The organism is Pseudomonas sp. NPDC099000 (assembly GCF_044759925.1).
Classification (GTDB): Bacteria; Pseudomonadota; Gammaproteobacteria; order Pseudomonadales; family Pseudomonadaceae; genus Aquipseudomonas.
Map to the genome: position 1 here is coordinate 44244 of NZ_JBIWAF010000001.1, position 25236 is coordinate 69479.

General features: G+C 58.7%; 26 protein-coding genes and 2 pseudogenes. 15 read left to right on the forward strand and 13 right to left on the reverse strand.

Features of this window, described 5'->3' with window-relative positions; translation table 11 throughout:
* Positions 1-51 precede the first annotated feature (51 nt).
* The 5 genes and pseudogenes from ACIQV9_RS00200 to ACIQV9_RS00220 form a co-directional block, all read left to right on the forward strand.
* A complete protein-coding gene (locus ACIQV9_RS00200) occupies positions 52-1143 on the forward strand; it encodes a VOC family protein (protein ID WP_403096623.1) in 1092 nt (363 codons plus the stop codon).
* A gap of 175 nt (positions 1144-1318) precedes the next feature.
* Entirely contained in the window at positions 1319-2275 is a 957-nt protein-coding gene (locus ACIQV9_RS00205) for a fumarylacetoacetate hydrolase family protein (protein ID WP_403097603.1), read from the forward strand.
* A gap of 2 nt (positions 2276-2277) precedes the next feature.
* The gene (locus ACIQV9_RS00210; protein WP_403096626.1) at positions 2278-4179 is read left to right on the forward strand and encodes an acyl-CoA synthetase; all 1902 of its coding nucleotides are present in this window, start codon (positions 2278-2280) and stop codon (positions 4177-4179) included.
* Between the two features lie 150 nt (positions 4180-4329).
* Positions 4330-5649, forward strand: coding sequence for an outer membrane protein transport protein (locus tag ACIQV9_RS00215; protein WP_403096629.1), 1320 nt, complete (start codon positions 4330-4332; stop codon positions 5647-5649).
* Positions 5650-5738: 89 nt separating this feature from the next.
* Positions 5739-5846 (forward strand): annotated as a pseudogene (locus ACIQV9_RS00220) (LysR family transcriptional regulator); the annotation flags it as partial.
* 215 nt (positions 5847-6061) lie between these two features.
* Here ACIQV9_RS00220 and ACIQV9_RS00225 read toward each other — a convergent pair.
* Both ACIQV9_RS00225 and ACIQV9_RS00230 read right to left on the reverse strand, forming a co-directional pair.
* Positions 6062-6361, reverse strand: a complete 300-nt coding sequence (locus ACIQV9_RS00225) for a hypothetical protein (protein WP_403096632.1) — start codon at positions 6359-6361, stop codon at positions 6062-6064.
* A gap of 115 nt (positions 6362-6476) precedes the next feature.
* Positions 6477-7151, reverse strand: a complete 675-nt coding sequence (locus tag ACIQV9_RS00230; RefSeq protein ID WP_403096634.1) for an NADPH-dependent F420 reductase — start codon at positions 7149-7151, stop codon at positions 6477-6479.
* A gap of 340 nt (positions 7152-7491) precedes the next feature.
* Between ACIQV9_RS00230 and ACIQV9_RS00235 the strand changes: the two genes are divergently transcribed.
* Together ACIQV9_RS00235 and cydB are read left to right on the forward strand one after the other, a co-directional pair.
* Positions 7492-8868 (forward strand): cytochrome ubiquinol oxidase subunit I, encoded by a 1377-nt coding sequence (locus ACIQV9_RS00235; RefSeq protein ID WP_403097605.1) that lies wholly within the window; start codon positions 7492-7494, stop codon positions 8866-8868.
* Between the two features lie 12 nt (positions 8869-8880).
* Positions 8881-9882 carry a cytochrome d ubiquinol oxidase subunit II gene (gene cydB, locus ACIQV9_RS00240; RefSeq protein WP_403096636.1) on the forward strand — a complete coding sequence of 334 codons (1002 nt, stop codon included), beginning with the start codon at positions 8881-8883 and terminating at the stop codon, positions 9880-9882.
* A 10-nt stretch (positions 9883-9892) separates the two neighbouring features.
* Here cydB and ACIQV9_RS00245 read toward each other — a convergent pair whose 3' ends face one another.
* Together ACIQV9_RS00245 and ACIQV9_RS00250 are read right to left on the reverse strand one after the other, a co-directional pair.
* Entirely contained in the window at positions 9893-10423 is a 531-nt protein-coding gene (locus ACIQV9_RS00245) for a cupin (RefSeq protein ID WP_403096638.1), read from the reverse strand.
* Positions 10424-10458: 35 nt separating this feature from the next.
* Positions 10459-10719 carry a hypothetical protein gene (locus ACIQV9_RS00250; RefSeq protein ID WP_403096641.1) on the reverse strand — a complete coding sequence of 87 codons (261 nt, stop codon included), beginning with the start codon at positions 10717-10719 and terminating at the stop codon, positions 10459-10461.
* A gap of 271 nt (positions 10720-10990) precedes the next feature.
* Here ACIQV9_RS00250 and ACIQV9_RS00255 point away from each other — a divergent pair.
* Both ACIQV9_RS00255 and ACIQV9_RS00260 read left to right on the forward strand, forming a co-directional pair.
* Positions 10991-11251, forward strand: a pseudogene (locus ACIQV9_RS00255) (DUF4157 domain-containing protein); the annotation flags it as partial.
* A gap of 148 nt (positions 11252-11399) precedes the next feature.
* Positions 11400-12065: a TIGR02466 family protein gene (locus ACIQV9_RS00260; RefSeq protein ID WP_403096644.1), complete on the forward strand. Its 666-nt coding sequence runs from the start codon at positions 11400-11402 to the stop codon at positions 12063-12065.
* 161 nt (positions 12066-12226) lie between these two features.
* On the opposite strand, the gene ACIQV9_RS00265 is transcribed toward ACIQV9_RS00260, so the two are convergent.
* Positions 12227-12721, reverse strand: a complete 495-nt coding sequence (locus tag ACIQV9_RS00265; RefSeq protein WP_403096646.1) for a PaaI family thioesterase — start codon at positions 12719-12721, stop codon at positions 12227-12229.
* Between the two features lie 80 nt (positions 12722-12801).
* Positions 12802-13806, reverse strand: coding sequence for a LacI family DNA-binding transcriptional regulator (locus tag ACIQV9_RS00270; RefSeq protein ID WP_403097608.1), 1005 nt, complete (start codon positions 13804-13806; stop codon positions 12802-12804).
* 215 nt (positions 13807-14021) lie between these two features.
* On the opposite strand from ACIQV9_RS00270, the gene ACIQV9_RS00275 reads away from it, so the two are divergent.
* Genes ACIQV9_RS00275 through ACIQV9_RS00285 form a run of 3 tightly spaced genes read left to right on the forward strand, consistent with a single transcriptional unit; the run spans position 14022 to position 17544 of the window.
* Positions 14022-15161: a Gfo/Idh/MocA family protein gene (locus ACIQV9_RS00275; protein ID WP_403097611.1), complete on the forward strand. Its 1140-nt coding sequence runs from the start codon at positions 14022-14024 to the stop codon at positions 15159-15161.
* Entirely contained in the window at positions 15158-16255 is a 1098-nt protein-coding gene (locus ACIQV9_RS00280) for a sugar phosphate isomerase/epimerase family protein (protein WP_403097613.1), read from the forward strand. The genes ACIQV9_RS00275 and ACIQV9_RS00280 overlap by 4 nt, the downstream gene beginning before the upstream one ends.
* A 56-nt stretch (positions 16256-16311) precedes the next feature.
* Positions 16312-17544: a nucleoside permease gene (locus ACIQV9_RS00285; protein ID WP_403096651.1), complete on the forward strand. Its 1233-nt coding sequence runs from the start codon at positions 16312-16314 to the stop codon at positions 17542-17544.
* On the opposite strand, the gene ACIQV9_RS00290 is transcribed toward ACIQV9_RS00285, so the two are convergent.
* The 4 genes from ACIQV9_RS00290 to ACIQV9_RS00305 all read right to left on the reverse strand — a co-directional run bounded on the left by ACIQV9_RS00290 (position 17529) and on the right by ACIQV9_RS00305 (position 19913).
* Positions 17529-18221, reverse strand: a complete 693-nt coding sequence (locus ACIQV9_RS00290) for a class I SAM-dependent methyltransferase (protein WP_403096654.1) — start codon at positions 18219-18221, stop codon at positions 17529-17531. The genes ACIQV9_RS00285 and ACIQV9_RS00290 overlap by 16 nt on opposite strands.
* A gap of 106 nt (positions 18222-18327) precedes the next feature.
* Entirely contained in the window at positions 18328-18690 is a 363-nt protein-coding gene (locus ACIQV9_RS00295; RefSeq protein WP_403096657.1) for a hypothetical protein, read from the reverse strand.
* 132 nt (positions 18691-18822) lie between these two features.
* Complete coding sequence (locus ACIQV9_RS00300) at positions 18823-19515, reverse strand: RES family NAD+ phosphorylase (RefSeq protein WP_403096659.1); 693 nt, start codon at positions 19513-19515, stop codon at positions 18823-18825.
* Positions 19509-19913, reverse strand: coding sequence for an antitoxin Xre-like helix-turn-helix domain-containing protein (locus ACIQV9_RS00305; protein WP_403096662.1), 405 nt, complete (start codon positions 19911-19913; stop codon positions 19509-19511). Before ACIQV9_RS00305 ends, ACIQV9_RS00300 begins: the two co-directional genes overlap by 7 nt.
* Before the next feature lie 195 nt (positions 19914-20108).
* Between ACIQV9_RS00305 and ACIQV9_RS00310 the strand changes: the two genes are divergently transcribed.
* Positions 20109-20579, forward strand: a complete 471-nt coding sequence (locus ACIQV9_RS00310) for an anti-virulence regulator CigR family protein (protein WP_403096665.1) — start codon at positions 20109-20111, stop codon at positions 20577-20579.
* Between the two features lie 171 nt (positions 20580-20750).
* Positions 20751-21290 (forward strand): hypothetical protein, encoded by a 540-nt coding sequence (locus ACIQV9_RS00315; protein ID WP_403096668.1) that lies wholly within the window; start codon positions 20751-20753, stop codon positions 21288-21290.
* Between the two features lie 188 nt (positions 21291-21478).
* Here ACIQV9_RS00315 and ACIQV9_RS00320 read toward each other — a convergent pair whose 3' ends face one another.
* On the reverse strand, positions 21479-21913 hold the full coding sequence (locus ACIQV9_RS00320) for a GFA family protein (RefSeq protein ID WP_403096671.1): 435 nt from the start codon (positions 21911-21913) through the stop codon (positions 21479-21481).
* Positions 21914-21973: 60 nt separating this feature from the next.
* A complete protein-coding gene (locus ACIQV9_RS00325) occupies positions 21974-22915 on the reverse strand; it encodes a carbon-nitrogen hydrolase family protein (RefSeq protein WP_403096673.1) in 942 nt (313 codons plus the stop codon).
* Positions 22916-23026: 111 nt separating this feature from the next.
* Here ACIQV9_RS00325 and ACIQV9_RS00330 point away from each other — a divergent pair, with 111 nt between their 5' ends.
* A complete protein-coding gene (locus ACIQV9_RS00330; RefSeq protein ID WP_403096675.1) occupies positions 23027-23716 on the forward strand; it encodes a winged helix-turn-helix transcriptional regulator in 690 nt (229 codons plus the stop codon).
* 58 nt (positions 23717-23774) lie between these two features.
* Here ACIQV9_RS00330 and cls read toward each other — a convergent pair whose 3' ends face one another.
* Entirely contained in the window at positions 23775-25130 is a 1356-nt protein-coding gene (gene cls, locus ACIQV9_RS00335; protein WP_403096677.1) for a cardiolipin synthase, read from the reverse strand.
* Positions 25131-25236 lie beyond the last annotated feature (106 nt).

The window sequence follows — 25236 nt, forward strand, 5'->3', positions numbered from 1 at the left end:
GGGTTTTCAGGGGTTCGGGACAGCTTTGCCCAAAAAAACCGGAAAACAACAATGAACAACAAAATTGAATTGCACCGGTTGGCGACGCAACAGCCCGCCCGGCATCCGCAGCCGACGGTAAAGGCCCAGGATCTGACGTACCTGATCTTCCAGCGGCCGGACTTGAATGAGGCGGCGCGTTTCCTGACTGACTTCGGCCTGACGGTAAGTCGGCAAGAGGCCGATACGCTCTATATGCGGGCCACCGACGCCACGGCCTATTGTTACCGTGTCCAACGCGCCGAAAATGCCCGTTTTGTAGGGTTCGGACTTGCAGTGCAGTCCCTGGACGAACTGGAAAAGCTCACTCGAATCCCGGGTGCGTCATCGGTCGAGAAATCGGAACATCCCGGTAAAGGGTATTACGTCAGGCTGACGGATCCTTCCGGTTTCATTGTGGAAGCTGTCTGCGACCAGACGCCATGCAAGACGCTGGCCCATAGAGCTCCTCTCAACTGGAATCTGGCGCAGGAACAACCGCGAATCAACGCCACGCAGCGCCCGCCGATTGCTCCCCCTGAAGTACTCAAACTGGGTCACATCGTCATTGAAGTGGCCGACTACCAAGCGACCTGTGCCTGGTACACGCAGCATTTCGGGTTTATTCCCAGCGATGTTCAGGTACTCCCCGACGGCACGCCTATTGTCACTTTCATGCGCCTTGATCTCGGTGATATTCCCGCGGATCACCATACGCTCGCGATTGCGCAAGGGTTCATGGCCACCTACAGCCATAGCGCCTATGAAGTCGTCGATGCAGACGCCGTGGGTATGGGGCAGCGCGTCCTGCGGGAGCGGGGCTGGGCGCACTCATGGGGCATCGGCCGGCACATTCTGGGCAGTCAGATCTTCGATTACTGGCAAGACCCTTGGGGCGACAAGCACGAGCATTACTGCGACGGGGATCTTTTCACGGCCACTCGGCCTACGGGCATTCATCCGGTCAGCCCCGAGGCAATGGCGCAGTGGGGGCAGCGCATGCCCAAGAGTTTTACCAAACCCAAGATGAACCTGACCAATGTGCTTCTGCTGATCCGCAACCTGCGACGCAGCCCGGATTTAACGATTCGCAAGTTGATCACGCTGATGCGGATGTTTGGCTAGAGCTGCCGCCATGTCGAACAACTCAACCCGGTTTGGCCGGCGGGACGTGCTTAAAGCCGGCGCTTTGATCGCTGGCGGTGCGTGGGTCTTCACCGTTGCCAGCCCCGTTTCAGAACAACACCACAGTTCCCTCGCCACCGAACGCGGGACAAACGCCGCTCCAGGAGTACCTTCAATGTCTGCTGTACACGTAGTCCGCTTTGAATTTGAGAACGGTATCCACTGGGGCGTGCTTCGCCAGGGCCGTATCACGGTTGTCCCCGGTGTTTTTGAAACTACCGGTGACTTCATTAGCCAGAACAGTCTCGATGACCTCGCTCAACTGAAAGGTTCGGAGTTGGAAGTGGGCGAGGTAAAACTGCTGTCGCCGGTAACCCGTAACCAGCAGTTCGTCTGCCAGGGTGCCAATTACCGTCAGCACATGATCGAGTCGGGCATGGACCCGGATGCGAAGAAATTCAACATGATCTTCACCAAGGCGACGAGTTGCCTGGTGGCGGCTGACAGCGACCTCATCAAGCCGCGCCACGTGCGCTTCCTTGACTACGAGATCGAACTGGGCCTTGTGATGAAGCGCTCGATCACCGGCGCTGTTGCTGTCACCGATGCCAATCTGCATGAGTTCATCGCCGGCGTCGTCATCGTCAACGACTACTCGGCTCGTGACATTCAAATTCCCCAGATGCAGTTCTACAAGGGCAAGAGCTATCGCACTTTCGGCCCGGTCGGCCCGTACCTCTGCCTTCTGGATGCCTCGAACATTCATTACCTGAAAGAACTGCAGCTGCGCCTGACGGTGAACGATCAGGTGCGACAAAACGACAGCACGGCCAATCTGGTTTACGGCCCCGCTGAAACCCTGACCGAACTCTCCGCCTTGCAAGATCTCGCTGTTGGAGACTTGATCGCCACTGGTACGCCTGCCGGCTGCGCACTAACGATCCCTTCGCCCGGCAAAATGCGCATTGCAGCCCTGCTGCCCGAAGCCACCAAGTGGAAGCTTTTCCTCAAGGCACAAGAGGGCCGGACGCAGTACCTCAAGGCCGGTGACGTGGTCGAGGCGCGTATTCGCAGCGCGGATGGTGTGATCGACCTGGGCGTGCAACGTAACCGAGTCGTAGAGGAAGCCTGACGATGATAGTGCGAACTCTGAACGACATTGAAAGTATCGAGCAGGTCCCTTTGGCGGAGCGTGGCTTGGCTTCAAGCACCTATGAAGCCCTGACACGCACAGCTGAGCTTAGCCCCAACGCGCCTGCACTGAGTTTCTTCGCCGACGCTACCAGCTTCAGGAACACCCACCACTGGAGCTATGCCGAACTCGTCGAAGATATCACTCGCACGGCGAATGCCTTCCACGACCTGGGCATTACCCCGGGTGAAGTGCTGGCCTTCATCCTGCCCAACCTGCCGGAAACCCACTTCACCATCTGGGGTGGGGAAGCGGCCGGTGTCGTCATGGCGATCAATCCGCTGCAAGAGGCCAAACAAATGGCGGCATTGCTACGGGCCGCCAAGGCCAGCGTGGTGGTAACGCTCGCACCGACGCCAGGCAGTGATCTGTGGCCTAAGTTGGCCTCGCAGTTGGATCAACTTTCCGAGATCAAGCACGTCGTTTGGGTCGGCATGGGCCCCTATGTTGATGTAGTTCAGCGTGAATCCCTCCAGTCCCTCGCAAAGCAAGAACGTGAGTTGCACAGAGGTGCCACAATCCACGAATTACGAGCGCTGATGGACGCTCAGCCAGGCACGCACCTGAAAAGCGACCGGCAATTCCGCCCTGAGGATCGTTCTTCTTACTTCTGCACCGGCGGTACCACCGGGCTGCCCAAGATTGCGATGCGTACCCATGGGGCGGAGGTCTTCAATGCATGGGCCATGGCTACGCACATGCAACCACAGGGGAGTCGCCAGGTCATTTTTTGTGGATTACCGCTGTTCCACGTAAATGCACAGCTGGTGACAGGCCTGATGCCTTGGACCCAAGGTGATCATGTCATCCTCGGCACGCCGCACGGTTATCGCGGTGAGGGTGTGATCCCTCGCTTCTGGGAGATGGTTGAGCACTTCGGCATCAACTTCTTCTCCGGCGTTCCAACCGTCTATTCCGCACTGTTGCAAAACGAGCTGGAAGGCCGCGACCTGTCCAGCCTTCGTTATGCCATGTGTGGTGCCGCGCCGATGCCGGTCGAGCTTTTCCGGGAGTTTGAAGGCCGGACCGGGGTAAAGATCCTCGAAGGCTATGGACTCACGGAAGGCGCGTGCGTCTCCTCGGTTAATCCACCCCATGGCGAGCGCTACATCGGCTCCATCGGTATACGGATTGCCTACCAGGACATGCGCGCAGTCATGCTCGATGACGCTGGAGAGTATTTGCGCGAAGCCGACATCGACGAAATTGGCCTGATCACCATCACGGGTCCTAACCTGTTCGAGGGCTACGTTGAGGAAAGCCATAACCGGGGCCTGTGGATCGAGATCGATGGTCAGCGCTGGCTGAATACGGGCGATCTGGGTCGCCGGGATGAAAATGGCTACTTCTGGCTGACCGGGCGCAAAAAGGAGCTGATCATCCGCGGCGGCCACAATATCGATCCCAAACAAATCGAGGAGGCTTTTCAGGCCCACCCAGCGGTGGCGTTGGCGGCTGCCATCGGCAGCCCGGACGCCTATTCGGGTGAAGTGCCGGTCGCCTACGTACAACTGCGACCAGGCCACGACTGTACTGTCGAAGAACTTGAGCAGTTTGCTCAGCGACACATCAGTGAGCGGGCGGCTATTCCCAAGCGGATCGAAATCCTCGAAGCACTGCCATTGACGGCGGTTGGCAAAATCTTCAAGCCCGCCTTGCAGCAGCGCGAGGTGACCCGAGCAGTTTGGCAGGAAGTGGAACGTATGTGTCTGAAGGGTATCGAGGTCGAGGTTATACAGCATGAACAACGTGGATTAGTCGCGTGCATCCGGGCCGGTAGAGATCAAGAGTCCCTGGCCCTCCTTCTTGGTCTCTATAGCTTTCAGGTGGAGTGGCTCAAATGATCCTGGTTTCGTAAGTTTGGCAGCTCAGCCCTGGTAGTCGTCAGCCAGGGCCTTTCACAACTTCGATCAACTTCAACCGGCACTGCCAAGTGCACCGGAAGGCGAAGCTTTGCCTGCGCACCAATCAATAAAAACAATACGAGGTGGGAAATGAAACTGAGCAACCGTGCAACCCCGTGTCTCTCAGCTGTGCGAGAAATGTCTTCCTGGATTAAATTCACAGGTGTCGCGGCAATACTTAGCGTTTCAACAAACGCGGGCGCCAATGGCATTGCCTTGAACGAGCAAAGTGCGAGTAGTGCGGGTACTGCTTATGCGGGGAGGTCGTCTTCTGCACTGGACGCCAGCACTATCTTTGGAAATCCCGCAGGCTTGACCAAACTGAAACGTACTGAGATTTCCGGCGGGGCCGCGGTCGTCTCGGTGAGCGACGACATCAGTGATGCGCAGAGCAGTGTCGCAGGCACTAATAAAGGGGACTCGGTACCTTTGGGAGTCGTGCCCTTCGCTTATATGTCGACGCCACTTGATGATCGTTTTTCGATTGGTCTTGGCCTCTATGCGCCGAGTGGTCTGATCAATGATTACGAGAGCTCTTTTCAGGGTCGCTACCATGGCTCCTATAGCACGACCAAGGAAATAACCCTTCAGCCCACCATTGCCTGGCGGATCAATGATTACGTGTCCATTGGTGGCGGACCGACCATAAACCGTTTTAATGCAAAGCTTCAAAATTACCTGGCCACTGGCGCCCTGAACAACGGCGAGGACACACTGGTCACCATCAAAGGCGATGACACTGCACTTGGCTACAACGTCGGCATCTTGGTTGACTTTACTGAGGCTACCAGTTGGGGGATTAACTATCACTCGAAGGTGGACTACGAACTCGAAGGGCATACTGAGGTTTCCGGCTCCCCGAGCGTTATTCCGCTGGACGGAAAGTATGACAACAAGATAGACCTTACGATGCCCGAATCCGTGGACACGTCTATCACCCATCATTTCAATAGTCGCTGGACGGGCTACCTGGGGACCACCTGGAAACGTTGGAGCCGGATCCAGAAGGTCGAGGCAGTCAACAGTGGTCTTTCCCCCGTGGGCCAGGCAGCTGGTATGGGACATGTGATCGAAGAAATGAACTGGCGCGACACTTGGAGTACTGCAGTGGGCGCTTCTTATCAATTGAATCAACAATGGCTGCTGCGCGCAGGCTACGCCTATGATCCTTCGCCAATCAGGAATGCCGATCGCAGCGTGCGCATTCCGGTCGGGAATCGCCAAGCCGTGACCCTGGGTGGTGCGTATTCGCCGAATTCCGATCTGACGATAGACTTTGCTTACGGTTACCTCTGGGATTCCAAAGTCTCAGTAAAGCAGTCGAACAACTCCGGTGTTCAACCGGAATACAGCGCCAATTACGACAATAGTGCGAATGGAGTTTCAGTGCAGGCAACCTATCGGTACTAATCGGCCTGACTCAGAGCATCTCCACTACGAATTGATTGGCTTGCCGGGCCTCCGACCGAACCACCATCCAGATTCCGACCCCGGACACCGACCTGCATGGCACCCATTTGGCGGGACACATTACCCTCGGTGTCCCCGACGAATACGCCGCCCATGTGATCCGCGACATCCTGCTGACGTTCGCCGCAGCCTGGCCCATCGGCTTTAGTCGGTGAGCAAGGGAAACTGTCTGGCCCAATCGCCTCTTGTTGAATGGCATTGCGGGCAAAGCTGCACTAACGTGTAGTTGTAAGCCTTCGTGCCGCAGTCCTGTTCTGGTTGAGAGGTAGGTTTTATGAACAACATCATCTACATCGTCGGTTTTGTGGTGGTCGTCGTGGTTATCCTGTCGTTCCTCGGCTTTGCATAGGTTTCAATGCCTGCACTCCGCCAACACCACCTGGCAGGTGTTCGGCGTGCCACCGGACCGGCCGGCATAGCGGATGCAATTATCCAGGGATTTTTTGCGCGCCATGCTCAAGGTGGTGCCCCAGGCCAGACCACCCTCGCCGGCGGTGGGGAGCGCTTTGGCATAGCAGGCCGAGCCTGCGCTTGAGGTTGCATAGCGAGCGGTGGAAGCTTTGCCAGAACATCCCGGGGTCAGCGCCAGGCTGATGGCGAGCAGGGAGGGTATGACCCATGACGAGTATTGGCGCGCTGTTTCAACGGTCATCCCATTTCCCCTGTATCAAGAGGCTGCAGGCGTGATTGCGGTCGTGCTCTATTCAGATTAGACGGTGTTGGGCCTGGGCTTGTATCGGTTTCAAAATGCAGCGAGTTTCATAACGTTAATTCCCCAGCTTTTGCTTGAGTTCGGCCTCACTCCACACGCCGCTGAGCGGGCCGCCCGGCAAACCTTCATTGGCTCGCGACAGCGGGAACAGCACCGGTACAAATCCGGCGTCGCGGACCAGCCGCGCACCGACATCCCGGGCCTGGGCATCGTCGGCGAAAACAGGAATCGCCTTGTCTTTGCCCGACAGGTCTTTCATTGAGGCGAAGCCAATGGCGTTGAACGCCCGCGCCAGGTGCACTCCGGGCAGATATTGCCGGTCCGCCGAGGCGACACCCAGATCCAGCGCCTTGCGCCCGACGTCTCCGTCGCGGCCACTGAAGGGGTTGCTGGTGCTGAACAGCACTTTGCCGTCCAGCTTGCCCTTCAACTGCTCGGACAGCACCGGCATTGCGCCGTAGGGAACACTCAACACGATCACATCGCCCCATGTCGCGGCATCGCCGACCGTGCCGGCCCGAGCGTTGGGGCCAGCCGTCTTGACCAGGTCCGCCAGCTCTTCGGGGTGGCGTGATGAAAACATCACCGAATGCCCGGCCTTTACCCATAGCGTGCCAAGCGTACCGCCGACCTTGCCGGCCCCGATCACGCCGATCTTGAGGGTGTCCGCCATTGCGTGGCTGGAGCAGAGGATCAGGACGGCGAACATCAGAGAGAAGATTCTGGACATGCACTGCGCTCCTCGGTTGGAAAGCGGTCGTGGAATAACCGTAGTAGAGCCAGCGTATAAACGACGCGGTCGAGCAGGGATATTTGATGAACGGAGTGAGGCAGGTTCAGCAGGGGCAGCTATTGTCTATGTGTTCGCCTCGCCAGTTGCCGCCCAACCAGCTCGTCCCTGAGGCGGCTGGCGAGGTGGACACTTTTGGCCATTCGCTGCCCCTTGATTTTCGCTTGTGCTGCATTGGACAGGTGCCATGCTGACTCTCGCCAACTGCGTTCTGGTAACCCTCGATTGTTGCAGCCGACAGCGCAATTTTGTACGACGTGGCGAGCGGTGAGTGGACGGCATGGACGCGATTGATTCGGCGCTGATGGCGGCGCGTGCCCAGTTTGCGATCACCATCAGTTTTCACATTGTGCTGGCTGCACTCACCATCGGCTTGTCCAACTTTTTGATGGTGCTCGAAGCACAGTGGCTGTGGCGTGGGCGACAGATCTACCTGGACGTCTATCGTTACTGGCTAAAGGTCTTTGCCCTCACGGTGGCAGTGGGTACCGCCTCTGGCCTGATTCTGGAGTATCAATTCGGACTCAATTGGTCGCGGCTTTCGACACAGGCGGGGGACATCCTCGGCCCCTTGATGTTTTACGAGGTGCTGGCCGCCTTTTTCCTGGAGGCGGGTTTTCTCGGCATCATGCTCTTCGGAATGAAGAAGGTCGGGCCACGAATTCATTTCTTCGCCACCTGCGCGGTAGCCGTCGGCTCGCTGATGAGCGCGTTCTGGATCCTGTCAGCCAATTCCTGGATGCAGACACCCAGCGGTTACTCGATTGGCGCCGAGGGTCGTTTTATTGCCGAGGATTGGTGGGCGATTATTTTCAATCCCTCGTTTCCTTATCGGCTTGCGCACATGACCTTGGCTGCGTTCCTCGGCAGCGCCACGCTGGTGGCCGGCGTTAGCGCCTGGCAGTTGTTGCGTGCACCTGAGAATCCGCGGGCACGGCTTGCCTATTCCATGGCGCTGTGGACGATTGCCTTGCTCATGCCGGTGCAGATCGTGGTCGGAGATCTTCATGGCCAACACAGCCTCGTCGTTCAGCCACAGAAGGTCGCCGCCATCGAAGGTTCCTGGACTCGACCGCCTGAGGGGGCGGGCGAACCCTTACGCTTGTTCGCCCTTCCAGACATGACTGAGCGACGCAACCATTGGGAGGTGGCGATTCCGCGCATAGGGTCGCTCTACCTGCGGCACGACCTGAGTGGCACCATCGCCGCACTGGACGAGTTCCCGCCTCAGGACATTCCGCCGGTGCCAGCAGTCTTCTTTGCTTTTCGATTCATGGTCGGCCTGGGCCTGTTGATGTTGGGGCAGGGCCTGGCCAGCCTGGTATTGCGCTGGCGACAACGGTTATACGCCGCGCGCTGGATGCTTCGAGGGTGTGTGCTGATGGCCCCGGCCGGATTTCTGGCGATGCTGAGTGGCTGGGTGGTGACCGAAGTCGGACGCCAACCCTTCACCGTCTATGGTTTGTTGCGCACGGCTGACAGTCTGTCATCGGTGTCTCGACAGCAGGTGGTCGGAGCGACGTGGACGATCCTGGTGTTTTATGTGGCGATCTTCGGCGTGGGTCTATGGGTGCTGCTGCGACTGCTGCGTGAGCCACCTCACGAGGACGAGCCCGGGCCGCAACCTACGTTGGCTGACGAAACGGGTAAACCCTGAGGGCCTGCATCCATGTTGGACAATGACTGGATAACCCTGCTGTCCGCTGCGGCCCTGGCCTTCTCGGTGTTGAACTACGTGCTGCTGGACGGCACTGATCTGGGGGTGGGCGTACTGCTCGGCCTTACCCGAAGCAGTCAGCACCGCCGTACCATGGCCGTGACCATCCTGCCGATCTGGGACGCTAATGAAACCTGGCTCGTGCTGGGAGGCGGTGGTCTGCTGGCCTTGTTTCCGCTGGCATACGCGATCCTGCTGCCTGCGTTATATCTGCCGTTTATCACCATGTTCCTGGCCTTGATTCTTCGCGCGGTAGCGCTGGAGTTTCGAGACTACTCGCCCGGCAATCGCATCAAGCGCGGGGTCGATGGTCTGCTGCTGGTCGGTTCGCTGCTGGCCGGGGCCACTCAGGGGATTGTGTTAGGCACGCTGGTACAAGGCGTGCCGAATCAGGACGGGCAGTACAGCGGGGACGGCTGGGAGTGGTCAGGTCTGTTTCCGCTGTTTTGCGGCGCGGTGCTTGTCGTGGGCTACACGTGGTTGGGCGCCTGTTGGCTGTATTGGCGCACTGTCGAAGACCTGCAACGGCGATCAGGTCGACAGGCGAGGGGGCTGGCCGTCGTGACCTTGGTGCTGTTGGCCGTGTTGGTGGTCTGGACAGCGACACTCGACGTCCAATATGCCCATCGACTTTCTGATCGTCTTGTCTGGCTGCCAGCCGCCATACTGCTCGGCGTTCTGCTGATCGGTTTCACCTTGGGTTTTCGCACCCGCCGGCATTACCAGCCGCTGTTCGCCGCTTTGGGAATCTTCATCCTGGCGTTCGCATTGATGATTGCAGCGCTCTATCCATTGATTGTCCCGCCGCACCTGACCTTGCAAGCGGCCGCCTCAAGTCCCAACAGTCAGATGTTCATGCTGGTCGGTTTCGCCGTGCTGATCCCGGTCACGCTCATCTACAACACCTACGGCTTCAAAGTCTTCAGCGGAAAGGTGCGTGCCGTTCGTGATTGATCGCAGCCGTTCAACGCTGGCCAATCCAAAACTGGTGTACGGCGCCCTTTAAACCTTGCACCGGGTCCTGGTCGGGAAACGGCAGCGTGTCGATGCTCGCCAGTTGAGCCTTGGTAGGAGCCTCGCGGCAGATATCGGCATGTTGACCCGGCGGATAAGCACCGACGACCAGAAAGTCTTCGCTGGAGTCCAGATTACAGTGGCCGGTCCCCGCCGGAAGTAGCAACACGTCGCCTGGACTGACTTCAAGTACATGACCCTCCGGGCCGCCCAGCATCAACCGGGCGCGACCGCTGGCGATGCCAAGCACTTCATGACCTTCGGTATGGTAGTGGTGGTAGCTATAAACTCCGTATCGCCATTGAGGTGGCCAGCCATTGGCACTGAAGGTTTGCTCGAACAGCGCAGCCGGGTCATCGCCTTGAAGTGCAATCGCGTTGGGGTAAATGAGTACCGGCAGGCGCGGGTTGTTGGGGACCCATTCGTTGCGTTCAAACATCAGGGTTTGCACGGCACCTGTCACAGCTTGCGTGTTGTTCATAAACGCTCTCCGAGGCCTGGCTATGCCAATGGATTTCAGACATCGATCTGCAATTCCAGATCCCCGTTATCTAATGTGCGCGCGTGTAACACCGTGCCTGTCATCTGCCGCTGTGGGGAGAGGGTAATGCTTACGGAATGTGCCTTGTGCAGGTCATCTGGCACGGGCGCTAACACCCGCACCTGAAAAGCTCCAGGGGTGATAGGCGTGATGACAATGTCGCAATCAACGCTTTTTGCGATAGGGCCCAGCAGGGTGTCATGCAAGTAATTCAAATGTGCGGGCGTAGCAGTCATGGCAATGTCCTTGAAACGAACCGGGTGTGAGGGGCGACGCATTGGCCCTCCCTAAGCGCTAGACGATGCGAATGATGTGTGAGTTCAACGCCGCGGGCCAATGGTGCTTTTAAGCTGCGATAAGGCGTGCCGCAACACGGAGGGGCTGCTCGGGACTACGCTGAAACTATGCCGAGCAGCGTCCGTCCCTGGAGCGCCCAATGCCGCCCATCACCACGCGTCTGGTGGCGCTGTTTGTTCTGTGCCTGACCCTTGACGTGCCAGCCCAGGACGGGATGCTCAAACTGCTGAAGAGAACAACGCGCTGTGGGCTCACGAACTCAAGCATGTGCAGCAGTATCAGGAATGGGGGGTAGAAGGGTTTGCCCTGCGGTATACACAAGATTTCAATGCGGTGGAGGCACCGGCTTATGCCATACAGTCTGAAGTCAGACGGTGGGTACGAGACGGGACTTATTGGAGGGGCGTGGATCCGTCATGGAGCATGTTCAGGAACGCCCTTGCAGCAACAAAGTTTCGTGGCTTTGATTGACGACTTCTGGCCAATTTCTAATGGTCACGCACGAGAACGCTCGGCTTTACGGCGACGCATAACTACAAGGTTTTTAACAAAGGTTTACATCAGTCCTCTATTTCAATCGGTATAGTTTTTTGCAACTCGCGTAACTTGGAAAAACGCAATGCAGTCGAGCAACACTCTAATAAATCCTGAACTGATAAAGATTCGACGGCTGTTCGCAACCCCCCTCGCCAGTATCCAGTACCCCGACGCAGAAAGACTAAATGCCGAGCTGAAAACTATCGTCACACGTCGTATGGCGCTAGATCGCAATGGCACGTGTCATAGCAATGACGGCGGCTGGCAGTCCGCGAACGATTTCCCTAAGTGGGGAGGGGAAGCCTGCGATGCTTTGGTGAGGTTTGCCACAGAATTTGCTGTTCAACTGACTGCGGTTCATAGCGAGCAATATGGATTAACTGAGCCCAATTTCGAATGGAAACTCAACGCGTGGGCGAATGTGAATGAGGCAGGCCACAGCAATTCACTTCATGGGCACCCTGGCGCGTTTTGGTCAGGGGTTTACTGGGTCGACGCCGGCGGCCGAGAGGACGATCCAGCCGTTGGAGGTGATCTGGAGTTTATAGACCCGCGCGGTATGGTTGCATCGACATACAATCCTGCTCTGCGCATGAGAGTCGAAGATTGCCTTACTGCCGGCTTTAGTAGTACTTGTGCCGCCAGAAGTGGAACATTCATCATGTTTCCGTCGTGGCTAATGCATTCAGTGCGACGTTTTGAAGGGAGGAGGCCGCGAATATCCATAGCCTTTAACTTCGGTATTTAAGGATATTACGATTTACTTGAATCGCTGCTAATTTCCAAGACACCAATGAGCGCTATTGTCCGATTGCAATTAGTCATGACTGACCGTTATGAGTCGATTTTAGCCCTGAGGGAATAAAAGACCTGCGCCCAAACAGACTGTCTCTGGAGCATGGAAACAACTTACCGACTATGGGCAACCGCCGCCAATTGTTCGGTATCCACGCGAACAAAAACGGAGTCTCCAACCGCCGTAAGCACGTCCCCGGCGTAGACCTCGCAGATGACGCGTGTTTTGCGCCCGACATCACCTTCCACTCGGGCACGCAGGGTCAGCGGTACACCCATGGGTGTCGGTTTGATGAACTTGATGCCAAGGTTGCCGGTGACGCAATTGATGCGGGGGAGGCTGGCGACTTCGCGGTTTTCCGTCCGGTAGTGCCAGGCCATCGCCGTCCAGTTTGAATGACAGTCCACCAGCATCGCGATCAATCCGCCGTACACCAGATCCGGCCAGCCGCAATACATGGGATCAGGCATGTGTTCGGCCATGACATGCACGCCGTCTTCATCCCAGAAACTCTTGATGTGAAGCCCGTGCGGATTGCTGCTGCCGCAGCCATAACAAACGCCTTCAGGCGCGGCGGTGTCTTGCAGGGAGGTGTCGAGACTGGACATAACGGGGGTTCCTCAAACAGGTGGACCAAACCCGTCGGATTTTAACGCTGCAATCGGGGCGCGGTCACTTGGGTAATCCGTCAGAGCTCCATGACAACCGCCGTGCTATTACGCAACGTCAATTCAAACGGCAACACCACATGCCGCTGTTCGAGCGGTTTCTTCTCGATCAGCGCAATCAACATCTCGACGGCTTTCTGGCCGAAGGTTTCGGCCGGTTGCGAGATGGTCGTCAGGGGCGGGTCGCAGTACGCCGCAAAGGGGATGTCGTCGAAACCCACCAATGAAATGTCCTCGGGGACGCGCAAGCCTTGTTGCTTGATGCGTTTCAACGCGCCGATGGCCATTTCATCGTTTTCGCAAAACAGCGCCGTGGGGCAGTCGGGTAATTCCAGCATTACGGCGGCGCCGTCATGACCGGCTTTCAGACTGAAATCGCCATGGCAGATCAGCGCGGGATCCGACGCGATACCGGCCTGATGCAAGGCGTCCTGATAACCGGCCACGCGATCGCGGGTCAGCGGGCTGCTTTTCGGGCCTTTGATCAGGCCGATCCGGCGGTGGCCCAGTTCGATCAAATGTTCGGTCATGGCCTTGGCGGCCGCGCGGTTGTCGAGGCTGATGGTGGGATGACGGCCGCCTTGAATCACCTCGCAGGCATTGACGATTGGCGGTAAATCGACGCTGGGGAAGGGCGCTTGAAAAGGGTCATAGGCGCGCAACTGGATCACGCCATCGGCCTGATGGGCGTACACCAGTTCGGCAAATTCCCGTTCGATCTCTTCACGACCCTGGGTGTCGCACAACAAAAGCCGATACCCGGCGAGTTGTGCGGCTTGTTGCGCGCCGCTGATCACCTTGGCGAAAAAGGTGTTGGCGATGGTTGGCACCAGAATCACCAGGTTGCCGGTTCTGCGCGAGCGAAATTGCACCGCCATCTGGTTCGGTCGATAACCGGCTTTTTCCACGGCGGCGTTGACCTTGTCGCGCGTGTCGGGGAGCACGCGTTCAGGCGACTTCAGCGTCCTGGACACCGTGGCGACGGAGACGCCGGCCAGTCTGGCTACTTCGCGGATATTGGACAAGACCACCTCGTTATCGAACTGTGCAGCGGCGAGCTTAACGCAGGTCAGGCCACCCCTGAAATTTTCGTGGCGATTCATCCCGGGTTTGACACCTCGTCAAACAGAGCCTAAATTTCCGTCAAGATGTAACCGGTTACATCGGCTTTCGGATTCATGCCTGAAGCCGCCTTAATCAGAGAAGAATTGCGATGACTGTTCTAGTGAAAAAAATAAGAATGGGCTTTGTCGGTGGCGGGGAGGGCGCCTTCATCGGTCAGGCCCACCGTCAGGCCGCCGGGCTCGATGGCCGTTTTGAGTTGGTGTGTGGCGCGTTCAGTCGCGATGCCCGCAACAATCAGGACACCGGCGCCGCACTGGGGTTGTCCGCATCGCGCTGCTACAGCGACTGGCGGCAGATGCTGGAGGCCGAGAGTGCGCTACCCGCCGATCAGCGCATGGAATTGCTGATCATTGTCACCCCCAATCACCTGCACGCCCCGATTGCCAGCCAGGCGCTGAGTGCGGGCTTTCATGTGTTCAGCGAAAAACCGGCCGCGTTGAATCTGGCCGAGTTGCTGCCGCTCAAGGCTGTGCTTGAGCGCGGCGATCGCCTCTATGGCCTGGCCCACACGTACCTGGGCTATCCGATGGTCTGGCAGGCGCGGCAAATGGTTCGCGACGGCGTGATCGGCACCGTGCGCAAGGTGATTGTCGAGTACCCCCAGGGTTGGCTGAGCGAGGATGTGGCGGGGCAGGGCAACAAGCAGGCCGGCTGGCGCGATCTGCCTGAGCAGTCCGGGCTGGGAGGCTGCATCGGCGATATCGGCACCCATGCCTTTTCTTTGGCCGAATTCGTGGCGGATCAACCCATCCAGCACTTGTGCGCGATGTTGAATACCCACGTTGCCAGCCGGCAACTGGACGATGACGCTGCGATGCTGTTCAAGATGGCCGACGGCGCGAGCGGTGTGTTGATTGCCAGCCAGGTCTGCGCGGGCGAAGAGAACCCGTTGAAGATCCGCGTCTACGGTGACAAGGGCGGCCTGGAATGGCGTCAGGAAGAACCGTCGAGCCTGGTCCATCGCTCCCTGGATCAACCGATGCGAGTTTTGCGTTCCGGTGTCGGCCAACCCTGGTTGTGCGACGCCGCGACCCGGCGCATGCGTCTGCCAGCCGGGCATCCCGAAGGCTATCTGGAAGCCATGGCCAACCTCTACGGCGATTTCGCCACGGCGATCCGCAGCAACGTCGGCGGCAACGCGGCCCCTGGCGTACCCGGCATCGACGTCGGACTGCGCGGCATGGCCTTCATCGAAACCGTGATTGCCAGTCATCGTGGCGACACGAAATGGACCGAATTGGTCTGCCCTCAATGAACCCGGAGCACTCGCCCGTGAACCCTACTTCTCAAGCAGGCCTGCGCGGCCCGGGGATCTTCCTTGCGCAGTTCATGTCCGCCGAAGCGCCCTTCGACACGCTGGCCAATATTGCCCAGTGGGCGGCGTCCCAAGGCTACAAGGCCATTCAATTGCCCACCTTGGGCACGCAATACATCGACCTGGCCCGCGCCGCCGACAGCCAGGAATACTGCGACGAATTAACAGCCATCTGCGCCCAGGCGGGCGTCGAGATCAGCGAGTTGTCGACGCACCTGCAAGGCCAATTGGTGGCGGTGCATCCGGCGTTCGACGCCTTGTTCGACGACTTTGCCCCCGCGCATCTGCACGGCCAGCCGCAAGCGCGCACCGAGTGGGCGATCGAACAGTTGAAGCTCGCGGCACGGGCCAGTCAGCGCTTGGGGTTGAAGGCCCACGCAACCTTTTCCGGTGCGCTGCTGTGGCCCTATATCTACCCCTGGCCGCAACGCCCAAGCGGGTTGGTCGAACAAGGCTTTGCCGAACTGGCGAAACGCTGGTTGCCGATTCTTGATTGCTTCGAGGAGGCCGGTGTCGACCTGTGCTACGAAATCCACCCCGGTGAAGACCTGCACGACGGCGCCTCGTTCGAGCGTTTTCTGGAGGCGGTGGACCACCATCCACGCGCGGCGATTTTGTATGACCCCAGTCATCTGCTGCTCCAGCAAATGGACTACCTGGGTTTCATCGATCGCTACCACGCGCGCATCCGTATGTTCCACGTCAAAGACGCCGAGTTTCGGCCCGATGCCCGCTCGGGCGTCTATGGCGGTTACCAAGGCTGGGTCGAGCGGCCGGGGCGTTTCCGTTCGCTGGGCGATGGGCAGATCGACTTCAAATCGATCTTCAGCAAACTGACCCAATACGACTTCAGCGGCTGGGCCGTGCTTGAGTGGGAGTGCTGCCTGAAGGACTCCGCCCAGGGCGCCGCAGAAGGGGCGGCGTTCATCGAGCAGCACATGATCACCAGGACGCAGAAGGCCTTCGACGATTTCGCCAGCGTGCAATCGGACGACGCTTTCAATCGACGATTGCTGGGGTTGCCCGACGCCTGATCACAACGTTGTTCGCTTCTCTCTCCAACAAAAAAAACAATAAGACGGTGACTGTTATGTCCACGATGACCGCGCGATTGAGCGCCATGATGTTCCTGCAATTCTTTATCTGGGGCGGATGGTTCGTCACCCTCGGTACGTTCCTCGCCAGTAACCTGGGCGCCAGCGGCGGGCAGATTGGCATGGCGTTCTCGACCCAGTCCTGGGGCGCGATCATCGCGCCCTTTGTGATCGGCTTGATCGCCGACCGTTTCTTCAACGCCGAGCGCATCCTCGCGGTGCTGCACCTGGTGGGCGCCGTGTTGCTGTATCAGCTGTATCGAGCGCCGGATTTCGGCACGTTCTACCCGTATGTGCTGGCGTACATGATGATCTACATGCCGACCCTGGCACTGGTGAATTCAGTGGCGTTCCGGCAGATGAGCGACCCGGCCCTCGAGTTCTCCCGCATCCGCGTGTGGGGCACCATCGGCTGGATCGTGGCCGGTGTGGTGATCAGCTTTGTGTTTGCCTGGGACTCCCAGGCTCTGATTTCGTCAGGCGGGCTGCGCAACACCTTTCTGATGTCGGCAATGGCCTCTCTGGTGCTCGGCCTCTACAGCTTCACCCTGCCGCGCACCGCGCCACTGAAACCCGAAGAAGGGCGCAGCGGCCTCAAGCAAATGCTCGGGCTGGATGCATTGAGTTTGCTGAAGGACCGCAGTTACCTGGTGTTCTTCATCGCCTCCATTCTGATCTGCATTCCGCTCGCGTTTTATTACCAGAATGCCAATCCGTTTCTGGCGGAAATCGGCGTGACCAACCCGACGGCGAAAATGGCCATCGGGCAGGTTTCCGAAGTGCTGTTCATGCTGCTTCTGCCGCTGTTCATTCACCGTTTCGGGATCAAGATTGCGCTCTTGGTGGGCATGTTGGCGTGGGCCTTGCGCTACCTGTTGTTCGCCTACGGTAACAATGGCGACCTGGCGTTCATGCTGTTTACCGGCATCGCCCTGCATGGCATCTGCTACGACTTCTTCTTCGTGTCCGGCCAGATCTATACCGACGCCAAGGCACCGGAGCGTTTCAGAAGCTCGGCCCAAGGGCTCATCACTTTGGCGACCTACGGCCTGGGCATGCTGATCGGATTCTGGGTCGCAGGGCAGGTGACTGACCACTATGCGCTGACAGGCAGCCATGACTGGAAGAGCATCTGGTTGTTCCCGGCGGGGTTCGCCCTGGCGATATTTTTCTGCTTTGCGCTGGCGTTCAAGGGGCGGCAGGCCGCGGTTGCTCAATCGACCGTCTGAACAGCGCCTTGCGCGCATTCGGCCACCAACAGCAACGACTGCGGCACCGGACTTTGCGGGTGCTGCGGTTCCTGCAGGCCGGCCAGCCGAAAACCCGCCATGTCCAGCGCATTCAGCCAGCTGGACAAGGTGCGGAAATACCACGGCATGGGCTGCCATTGGCCCTTGAACCCGGCAAAAGTCTCTTCCCTCCAACCATCCTGATAGTCGCCTGCCGCCACGGCCCACGGATGCAGCGTCTGGATCACCAGCGCACCACCCGGGGCGAGCAGGGCGTTCATGGCCGCGAGCAGCGGAATGATGTCCTGGTGCAACAGGGCGAAGTTGGCGCAGATCAGGTCGTAGTCGCGGCCGATGTCCACCTTCGCCTGCACCAACTCGTCATAGCTCGCCACCTGCACCGATGAAGAGCGGGCAGTCCGCGCCGCTTCGACCAGCGTCGCATCGCCATCCACCCCGATTGCCGTGATGCCCCGTTGGTCCAGCGCGCGCAACAGCCAACCTTCGCCGCAACCCAGGTCGAGCACGCGCTCGGGCTGGCGACCCAGCACGGCCAGCAGGATCGCCTGGTCGGTGACCGTGAGGCGGCTTTCGATGGCGCCGCTGCGGATGGCTTCGATCCAGGCGTGGGCGTTATGGTGCCAGCTGTCGAGGAGGGTGGATTCGGGGGCTGGCATGTCGGTGTCTGGCGTTGTGGGTTGGTTAGAAGGATAGGACAAGTATCAAGATCGACTCAAAGCCCAAGCTCCAGCTCGAATAGAGCACTTCGGTAAAGCCATTCATTCAGGCAGCGCGGCTTTCGATCAGACGATCCGAACCACCTTCGGCAACGCGGTTTTCGATCAGACGGTCGGAACCACCTTCAGCAACGCGGTTTTCGATCAGACGATCCGAGCCACCTTCAGCAACGCGGCTTTCGATCAGACGGTCGGAACCACCTTCGGCAACGCGGCTTTCGATCAGACGGTCGGAACCACCTTCAGCGACGCGGTTTTCGATCAGACGATCCGAACCATCCTCAGCCACACGGCTTTCAATCAAACGATCAGAGCCGCCTTCAGCGACAATCGGGTGAGCAGACGAAGCGGCGAAAGCGTTAACTGCAAAAACCGAGAAAGCGATGCTGAGAAGGATTTGGCGTTTCATGAGGGTGTGCTCCGGTGTGTAGTTGTTTGGTATGGAGCCGATGTTACGCCGCGGATTTTTTATGAGAACTTCATTGAGTCGATGGTGACTATCGACGTAGGCAATGAATGCGAAAGGCCCGGTCCAGACGCTTCAAGCCTCGCTGATCTTGCTGACACTGGTGACCTGACCATTCCAGACCATTTCGTAATGCGCTGTTTGAATGATCGATAAAACCGGTTTTGGCGTCATCAGCGCCCAGCAATAACTGCCCTGCATCCGCACAGAGTGGTAACGAATCCCAGGACAGCGCGCCTCTTTAACAGACCTCCCCAAGCGCCGCGACTCGGTGTAATCGTCAGGATCATAAACAGGATCAGTCATCGCAATGGCGGCAGCATCTCTCATCGCCACATCCACGAAAGAGCAGGACAACCCCCGGAACACAAACCGCTCATAGTTGAGGCTCGGCACATTCGACCAGTACAGACTCTGGTGATGCCGCACCTCGGCCAGCGCCGTTTCCATGGAGTCCGCCAGGTACAGCACCCCAAAACCGCCATCGCTGAACCGTGAACCCGCCGGGTTGACGTGGGTAAACGGCGCCGTCGCGTAAGAGCAGCCAGGAATGCCGAACGGGATCTGATCCCGGGCAATCAACTCAAGATGACCCACTTCATTCTTCAGCCGGGGATTGGTCAGCGCCTGAATCTGATACAGCACCTCAAATTCGTCCGCATCCGCCACGTCATCAAACATCGCAATCGGTGGAAACTTTGAATTGACCAATCGGTAAGCCTGCAACTGCTCACCGGCCAGTGCTGCCAACTCGTTCACCGTCACCATTGCGCGCCACGCAGCACGTCGATGCGCTTAAAGGTTTCATACAAGGAAACCATGTCGCCTTGAGCCATGATTTCGAGCGGGCTACGCCCATTGAAAAACTCGTTGTGGTTGGCCATCGACGGGAAGCCGTAAACGTTTTCCGGGTTATCGAAGACCAGGCGCAATGCGGCGTGGATGTTGAGGACAAAACTGATGCGCTGCATCTGATCGGAGTCCAGCGCCACGGACCACGAGGGATCGCGTTGCCGGGCGCGGGTGTAGGTGCTGCGGGAGATGCGCAGGATGCGGCAGGCCTGATCGCTGGAGGCGCGCCATTTTTCGAGGATGCCGACGGCGGCGCGCAGGCCTGTCACGCATTGGCTCTTGGTAAAGGCTTGTTCCTGGAGGGGGACTGCCATGGTTCAATAACTCCCAGCTGAATCTATAGATTCAAAGATAGGCTTAATGAGTCTATAGAGCAAGACTGCTCCGGCCCATGGATATTGAAGTCATTGTTATCGGTTCAGTTCTTTTGGCGGTAAGAAGGGAACTAATATCTTCAATAGCGACTAAATTTCAAAGAGGGATATTCCCCATTCTGAAGGAACGACCCAATGTTCACATCTCGCTCGTTGATTGCCGCTGTAACCAGTCTTGCTCTGACCTGTGGCTCGGCCACTGCATTGGCCGATCCCGGTAATGGAAAGGGCCAGGGAAACGGCAAGGGAAATCCGCAAAACAGCCAGGCCCATGGCAACCAGGGAGGCCAGGCCGGCAAAGGCAAAAACTCCGGCGGCGGCAATTGGGATCATGGCCCGAGTATCAATCGCAACAGCATTCTGGGGATTGTGGGCGGCTATCGGGACTACTGGAGCCCCGGCCCTGCGTTGCCACCCGGCATCCAAAAGAACCTCGCTCGCGGTAAGACGCTTCCACCCGGCATTGCCAAAAAACTGGATGGCCGGTTGATCGGCAGGCTGCCTCATTACGATGGGTATGAATGGCAACAAGCGGGGACCGATTTGATCTTGGTGGCGCTGGCCACCGGGCTGATTTATGAAGTGTTGAACGGTGCGTTTGATTAGCGTTCGAGTGACGAATGCGATTGCAATCCACTTACAAAAGGCTCGTGTTTTCATTCCTGGCACAATGCTGATCAGAGTCTGCATACATTGCATTCCGTCTGTCGCAGGGCCTGGAACTGAAACGGGGTTATTGCGTCCTATGACACGCGATATCAACCTACGGAAGCCATCATGCTTTTAAAGAATAAGAGTCTTTTTGCTGTCATGTCCTGCGCCATGATGCTTGCAGCCGCTCCATTACTCCCCACTGACCTGTCCGTCATGAACTCTGCGTATGCGAAAGAGGGTGGTGGTGGTGGTGGTGGTGGTGGTGGTGGTGGCGGTGGTAACGGCGGTGGTAACGGCGGTGGTAACGGCGGTGGCAACGGAGGCGGTAACGGCGGTGGCAATGGAGGTGGCCATGGCGGTGGCACGGGGGGCGGTCACAGCGGTTCAGGTCACTCCGGCAACTCAGGCAGTAACGGTCATGGAAAAGGGCTGGCCAGCGATCATGCCGGCAAGGCCGTTCGAGACCGTGGTGAAAGCGGAAATCACTACGGCAGAGATCGCAACGGTGATCGCGGTCAAGGCTCAACGACTTCAGGCATCGCCCAATCCAGAGATACGCGCGGCGTCACCAAAGCAGGTGCCATTTCGACCTCGACTCCAGGCGATCACAACGCGAAAGGGTTGAGCAACGCGGCCTCCTCGGGATCAAAAAAATCGCACTGATCCGCGAGGCTGAATCAGTGTGCTGACTGGCCGGGCGTCGAAGCCGCATCGGCTGATGTAAGCGACGATGGTGGGGAAAAAACGGGCGCCTATACGGTGCCCGTTTTTATTTGTTCCGCTGCTTGAGCGCCGATCAGGTCGCAACCGGCATAACCCGGCAAGTTGGAACCCCGGATACTTTGCCAGCGCTATTCATCCACGCTGATACCCGATCCCCCTAATTCGCCGGGGACATCCTTCAGCTTGGGCAATCCATCTTTGATCCGCAGCACAGTCTCCTGATAGTGAACGTGAGCACCCGGCGAGTACGCGAGATCCGGAATGACCGCGGCATACACGTCGATCAGCCCCATCTCGGGGTGTTCCGTGAAGAGATGTCCGCCGCACGTCTTGCACCACTTGCGGTAGCTGCGCGGTGTCTTGTTGTAGGTGCCGATGTTGTCCGCCCCCCGAGTCACTTGCACCGCGTCGGGTTTCCACAGCGTGAAGGCATTGACCGGTCCTGCTGACCAATGCCGACACGACTCGCAATGGCAATAGCCCATTGCGGCCGGCTCACCGCTGACGGTGAACTCGACCGCGCCGCAAAAACAACTGCCCTTGTAAGACCGTTGAATGCTCATGGCATGACTCCTTCATCAATGGCCAGGCGATACCGCCGCACGTGGCATGGTTGCCTGTCTTCACTCGTCGATGTAGCGAACCGCTGTCGCCGGTGTGCGCCGCACCTGCAGCTCGAAAATGTCAGGGCGCGCGTAGTGCCCGGTGACGTCGAGCGCCCGCCGCGCCGGCGCCACGAGTGCGACGTCGATGTCCGCATACAGAATGCCGGCCTCCCGGTGTAAGGGACCGGCCACGATCCGGCCTTTAGGACTGACCACCACCGAGTCGCCGTCGTTGATCCATTCGTCCGGATCGGGAAACAGTTGCGCACGCGCCGGGAAGTCCTCGGGGATGTCACTGCCGCGTAGCGCGGTGCCGCTGCCGAGCACCCAGCAGCGGCCTTCGAGTGCAATGTGCCGCATCGTGCTGATCCAGCCCTCGCCCGTGTCGTACGTGGGCGCTACGTAGATTTCCACCCCTTGGGCATACAGCGAATAGCGTGCCAGCGGCATGTAATTTTCCCAGCAGATCAGCGCACCCACACGGCCGACCGGTGTATCGACCGGCCGCAACCCGGTTGCATCGCCGAAACCATGCACCATGCGCTCGGGATTGGTGGGCATCAGCTTGCGGTGGCGGTTGAGCACTGCGCCGTTCGCGCCGATAACGACTACGCTGTTATAGAGCGTGCCGCCGCCATTGCGCCGGTCGCATTCATTGATGCCGCACACGATCGTCACGGCGTGAACCCTGGCGGCCTCGCACAATTGGCTCAGGTCACCGTTGGTGATATCGACGGCGTTGGCCAGCAGCCGCGTGTGCAACTGGCCCATGACAGCCCCGTCTTTTCCCGCCGCCAGCCGCCAGATCCACGACGGATAACCTGGAATGAACGATTCGGGCAAAACGATCAGCGAGGCTCCTGCCGCCGCAGCCTCGTCGACCGATTGCACGGCCCGGGTGATCGTCGCGCTGCGATCGAGCAGCACAGGCGGGCGTTGAATGATGGCTACCTTGGTCATGGCGTTCTCCTTCAGCTTTTGGCTTTTGGCTTTCGAAGGCTTGAGCGTGCGCGTGGCGAAGTGGCCGGGCTAGTTCAAAAAGTGAAGCGTTGCAGTTGCGGAGTCCAGGCGATGGAAGAGAGTTACGGTCAGTTCTGCACAGTCGCACGCGGCGCTGAAGCCCTGTGCGAGCGCTGGACACCTTTGGTGGTGCGCGAGCTGCTGTGCGGCAGTAAACGCTTCAATGAACTGCACCGCGGCGTACCCCGGATGTCCACCAACCTGCTGGCACAACGGCTGCGCCATCTGGAAGAAATCGGCGTCGTACACCGCACGGCCGCCGGCAAAGTCTGGGAGTACAGCCTGACCGAGGCAGGCGAGGAATTGCGCCCCATCATCATGGCGCTAGGGCATTGGGGCGCGCGCTGGATCGGCAGTCGCCTGCGCGATGACGAACTCGACGCTGGCTTGCTGATGTGGGACGTGCGCCGGTTCGTGCACATTGAAACGTTCCCGTCCCGACCGGTGGTCATCCAGTTCACGTTCCGCGACGCGCGACCCGGCGAGCAAGCGTGGTGGCTGGTGGTTGAGCAGGGCGTGGCGGATCTATGCCGCGATGATCCAGGCCGCGAACTGACGCTGGTTGTGGACTCCAGCGTGCGCGCATTGACCGAGGTGTGGACGGGCGACCGCACACCGCGGGAGGTGCTTCAGTCGCGAGAGCTGCGTGTGGATGGCGCCGTGAAGGATGCGCAAAGTTTGTGGCGCTGGCTGGGCACGAGTGCGTTTGCCGGGACTCGGAGTGCGGCAGTGACTCGGTAGGTTGGCGAAATACCCATCAGGGAGCAGAACAGCGCATCCCAGCGACGCGCCACTCAACTCATAGCCAGTATTCCCAGAGTCGCGCCATCTGCTCCTTGGCTTTCACCGCGAGCGAGCGGCGCTGCCACTTTTCCAGCTTGATTTCCTCCGATTTCGCCAGATCAGCCTTGAATGCCGCCTGCATCTTTTTTCCGAACCCGGTGCCCAGCACAACCACATTGACTTCATCGTTGTGCAGAAAGCTGCGCCAGTCGAGGTTGGTGGAGCCGACACTCGACCACACGCCATCGATGACTGCAGTCTTGACGTGGAGTAGCGCGTCACGGCGTTCGTAAAGCTTGACGTTGGCCTCCAGCAGCTCGCTGTAGTAGGCGCGTCCGGCATGGAACACCAGCCACGAATCGGTGCTGCTGGGCAGCACCAGCTTGACATCGACGCCACGGGCCGCAGCCTCCTTGAGTGCCGCCAGCAACTGGGGATCGGGCACAAAGTAGGCGTTCGTCAGCCATATCTCGGTCTGCGCGCTATGCAGCGCCGAAATCAGCGTGGCGTAGATCAGGCTGAACGGCTCATCTGGCGAACTGCCGATGGCGCGAACCACCTCGGTGCCTTTGCGCTCTGGTGGCGGAAAGTAGTGGCGAGCGGCGAGCGGTTCACCTTTCTGGGCAGTCCATGTTCCGATGAACAGCTTCTGCAGTTCCGAAACCACGGGTCCCTCGACGCGCAAGTCGGTATCGCGCCAGGGCAAATCACCATTTGGGCGAGTCTTCGAGTGAGTGCTGAACGAGCTCCCTGAATAGACGCTGCTGATGTTGATCCCGCCGAGAAAAGCAATACGGCCGTCCACTATCAGCAGCTTTCGGTGGTCACGCTGGTTCACGTCCCAGCCCGCTTTGGCCGTCGCCGGATTGACCGGGTTGTACTCCAGCACCTTGATGCCCGCTTCGGTCAATCGAGAGAAAAACGCTGAGGGTGTTCCAAGGGTTCCGACGCTGTCATGGATCAGATTGACCTGTACACCTTTGTGTTGCTGAGCGATCAGTGCGGCGGCGAAGCGTTGGCCGACTTCATCATCGTCGAGGATGTAGGTCTCCATGTTGATGTGGTCGCGCGCCCCTTCCACGGCTTTGATCATCGACTGGTAGGTGGAGGGGCCGTCCTGTAGCAAGTCGACCTTGTTTCCTTCCGTTAGCGGGCTACCGACAACGGATTCTTCGATGGCGAGGTGCACATCGAAGATGTTGGTTTCTGCGCCAGTGGACTTGAGTCGGTCGAGAATGGCTTTGCTGCGCTCGGCTGACAGAGGTCCGTGTACCCCGTCGAGTTGCACTGGCACAGAGGAGGCGCGAGCCATGTCGGGCACTATCCTCGGCAATGTACTGCAGGAAATCACCAATGTCAGGAACACCGCCACGCACAGCACCAGAGGAATACAGGCACCCTTGCATCTGGTTAGAAGATTCATCAGGCCACCTCTTGGCGAGGACGGTGATAACGCTCTGTCGGGGCGTCTTGCGGAC

Coding starts and splice junctions, on each gene's coding strand:
- ACIQV9_RS00300 (WP_403096659.1), bottom strand. CDS start 19,515: ATGGTGACGGTGAACGAGTTGGCAGCACTGGCCGGTGAGCAGTTGCAG.
- ACIQV9_RS00210 (WP_403096626.1), top strand. CDS start 2,278: ATGATAGTGCGAACTCTGAACGACATTGAAAGTATCGAGCAGGTCCCT.
- ACIQV9_RS00235 (WP_403097605.1), top strand. CDS start 7,492: ATGGACGCGATTGATTCGGCGCTGATGGCGGCGCGTGCCCAGTTTGCG.
- ACIQV9_RS00285 (WP_403096651.1), top strand. CDS start 16,312: ATGTCCACGATGACCGCGCGATTGAGCGCCATGATGTTCCTGCAATTC.
- ACIQV9_RS00200 (WP_403096623.1), top strand. CDS start 52: ATGAACAACAAAATTGAATTGCACCGGTTGGCGACGCAACAGCCCGCC.
- ACIQV9_RS00325 (WP_403096673.1), bottom strand. CDS start 22,915: ATGACCAAGGTAGCCATCATTCAACGCCCGCCTGTGCTGCTCGATCGC.
- ACIQV9_RS00330 (WP_403096675.1), top strand. CDS start 23,027: ATGGAAGAGAGTTACGGTCAGTTCTGCACAGTCGCACGCGGCGCTGAA.
- ACIQV9_RS00265 (WP_403096646.1), bottom strand. CDS start 12,721: ATGTCCAGTCTCGACACCTCCCTGCAAGACACCGCCGCGCCTGAAGGC.
- ACIQV9_RS00280 (WP_403097613.1), top strand. CDS start 15,158: ATGAACCCGGAGCACTCGCCCGTGAACCCTACTTCTCAAGCAGGCCTG.
- ACIQV9_RS00305 (WP_403096662.1), bottom strand. CDS start 19,913: ATGGCAGTCCCCCTCCAGGAACAAGCCTTTACCAAGAGCCAATGCGTG.
- cydB (WP_403096636.1), top strand. CDS start 8,881: ATGTTGGACAATGACTGGATAACCCTGCTGTCCGCTGCGGCCCTGGCC.
- ACIQV9_RS00230 (WP_403096634.1), bottom strand. CDS start 7,151: ATGTCCAGAATCTTCTCTCTGATGTTCGCCGTCCTGATCCTCTGCTCC.
- ACIQV9_RS00205 (WP_403097603.1), top strand. CDS start 1,319: ATGTCTGCTGTACACGTAGTCCGCTTTGAATTTGAGAACGGTATCCAC.
- ACIQV9_RS00310 (WP_403096665.1), top strand. CDS start 20,109: ATGTTCACATCTCGCTCGTTGATTGCCGCTGTAACCAGTCTTGCTCTG.
- ACIQV9_RS00290 (WP_403096654.1), bottom strand. CDS start 18,221: ATGCCAGCCCCCGAATCCACCCTCCTCGACAGCTGGCACCATAACGCC.
- ACIQV9_RS00275 (WP_403097611.1), top strand. CDS start 14,022: ATGGGCTTTGTCGGTGGCGGGGAGGGCGCCTTCATCGGTCAGGCCCAC.
- ACIQV9_RS00295 (WP_403096657.1), bottom strand. CDS start 18,690: ATGAAACGCCAAATCCTTCTCAGCATCGCTTTCTCGGTTTTTGCAGTT.
- ACIQV9_RS00315 (WP_403096668.1), top strand. CDS start 20,751: ATGCTTTTAAAGAATAAGAGTCTTTTTGCTGTCATGTCCTGCGCCATG.
- ACIQV9_RS00320 (WP_403096671.1), bottom strand. CDS start 21,913: ATGAGCATTCAACGGTCTTACAAGGGCAGTTGTTTTTGCGGCGCGGTC.
- ACIQV9_RS00225 (WP_403096632.1), bottom strand. CDS start 6,361: ATGACCGTTGAAACAGCGCGCCAATACTCGTCATGGGTCATACCCTCC.
- ACIQV9_RS00215 (WP_403096629.1), top strand. CDS start 4,330: ATGAAACTGAGCAACCGTGCAACCCCGTGTCTCTCAGCTGTGCGAGAA.
- ACIQV9_RS00250 (WP_403096641.1), bottom strand. CDS start 10,719: ATGACTGCTACGCCCGCACATTTGAATTACTTGCATGACACCCTGCTG.
- ACIQV9_RS00245 (WP_403096638.1), bottom strand. CDS start 10,423: ATGAACAACACGCAAGCTGTGACAGGTGCCGTGCAAACCCTGATGTTT.
- ACIQV9_RS00260 (WP_403096644.1), top strand. CDS start 11,400: ATGCAGTCGAGCAACACTCTAATAAATCCTGAACTGATAAAGATTCGA.